Origin of the sequence: Aquimarina agarilytica ZC1 (assembly GCF_000255455.1) — a bacterium.
GTDB classification, from domain to species: Bacteria; Bacteroidota; Bacteroidia; order Flavobacteriales; family Flavobacteriaceae; genus Aquimarina; species Aquimarina agarilytica.
On sequence record NZ_JH621325.1, the window covers coordinates 1 to 1722 of the forward strand.

Here is a 1722-nt window from a genome sequence, read left to right on the forward strand (position 1 = left end):
TAAAATTTAATGATTAAAATATTTATATTAATTATTAGTAAAAATATATTTACAGTAAATGATAAAAATGACAAAAAGACCGTCAAAATTGTTTTAAGGTTTATCTTTATTCAGGTAATGTGGGAACGATAAGTCCGTTTAGTGGAGATCCACCTCCAGCAACAGTTTCTAATTGTTCTTCTGTTAATTGGATATCTTCAGAATTTTTATCAACAGGAATGTTTAAATAAATTGTAGAAGGATTGGATTGATCAGTAACTTCAAGATTAAATCCTTTTAGATCTAATTTTTCGCTGGAATATTTTTCAATAGTCTTAACAGGATTAGCAATTAATTCTTGCTTGAATTTGGGATATTCATAACATTTGTTAATTAAAGTTGTTAATGCTGTATTAATGGCTAAAAAAAATTATAAAAATCTGAAGTAATAATGTATTAGTTTGTCAAACCAAATGCAAGAAACCATCAACCCTTATCAAAATTTTAATACTTATTGTTTAAGGACTCCTTTGCTTCAGATTGAGCATTTTTTACCTTGACAAAACCTAACAAAACTTATACTAGTGAAGCTGTTTATCCTTATATTTTGATAGGTGTTTACATTGTAAACGTCACAACTCAAAACGTGTTTTAAACTTGTGTTTTCCTTGATTTTTTATGCACATCTCACAAAATCAAATTCTACATTATTGCAATTTCACATATAAAATCCTAAAAAGCACACCTTTAATCTTAGGCTATTAAGAACTACACAAATAAATTATTTTCACAAAATAAAATTAACCAACTGATTTACTGTATCTTTGCATATTCCGTTTACATTTTTTCTGTAAGAAGTTTAGTCCTTACAATATTATAACACAAGTAAAACCTTTTTTTATCGTTATTTTTATACTACCCTATCAAAAAAACCAAACAATGAAAACACAAATACTTTTATCAGTAATAAGTCTCTTTTGTGTTCTATTTTCGTGTAATTCTCCATTAGAAGAAGAAAATGAAACCGATAATGAAAATACCGATTTAGTTTTTAACCCTATTTATACTACCAATAATAAAAGTGAGTCTTATATAATTAAAGAGGAAGCTGAAGAGAAAGAACAGGAATTTACAATTTTTGCCTCACCCGTTGTTGTTTGTGATATAGAAGTACTAATCCAAAAATTTGAAGTTCCTGAACTTGAAGCTTTTAAAATTACTGGCGAAGTTTTAGAAAACAAAAGTACTGATAATAATGGAGGCTGGTTTTGGGCATTACAAAGCAGCAAATATGGAAAATTATGGTCTTTTGACAACAGTACTAATTACGCCGAAATGGTGATAAAAAAATCAGATGTTGAATTTTTCACCAAAGACGATACTGACATATTAAAGTTTAGCTTTGACTTTTTTTCGAAAGAGTGTTTTGAAGACGGTGCAACATCCATATCTCCACATTTAGAAATCACCATAGAAGATATAAACCCTTTTGAAGATCCAATTATTATCCCATAATTAACTACCTGTAATTCTCTTTAATATCTATATTTAAGAATAAGCCTCCCCAGGAACTTATTTATATTTATTGTAGTAGTTAGTTATCACACTATCACTTTAATCATAAATAATTGCATTAAAACAGCTTTGAATCAATCAGCTTTATACAATTTTGTAATCGAATTATAGTATCCGTCCGAGCAACTACGTTTTAGATTTTTACTGATATCCAGGTAATAGTTCTTC

The 1722-nt window shown here is 28.0% G+C and carries 1 protein-coding gene; it reads left to right on the plus strand.

The genetic code is table 11. The features are described from left to right. Positions 1–918: 918 nt before the first annotated feature. Positions 919–1494: a hypothetical protein gene (locus tag KQA_RS0218130; RefSeq protein WP_010183056.1), complete on the plus strand. Its 576-nt coding sequence runs from the start codon at positions 919–921 to the stop codon at positions 1492–1494. Positions 1495–1722 lie beyond the last annotated feature (228 nt).

Coding starts and splice junctions, on each gene's coding strand:
- KQA_RS0218130 (WP_010183056.1), top strand. CDS start 919: ATGAAAACACAAATACTTTTATCAGTAATAAGTCTCTTTTGTGTTCTA.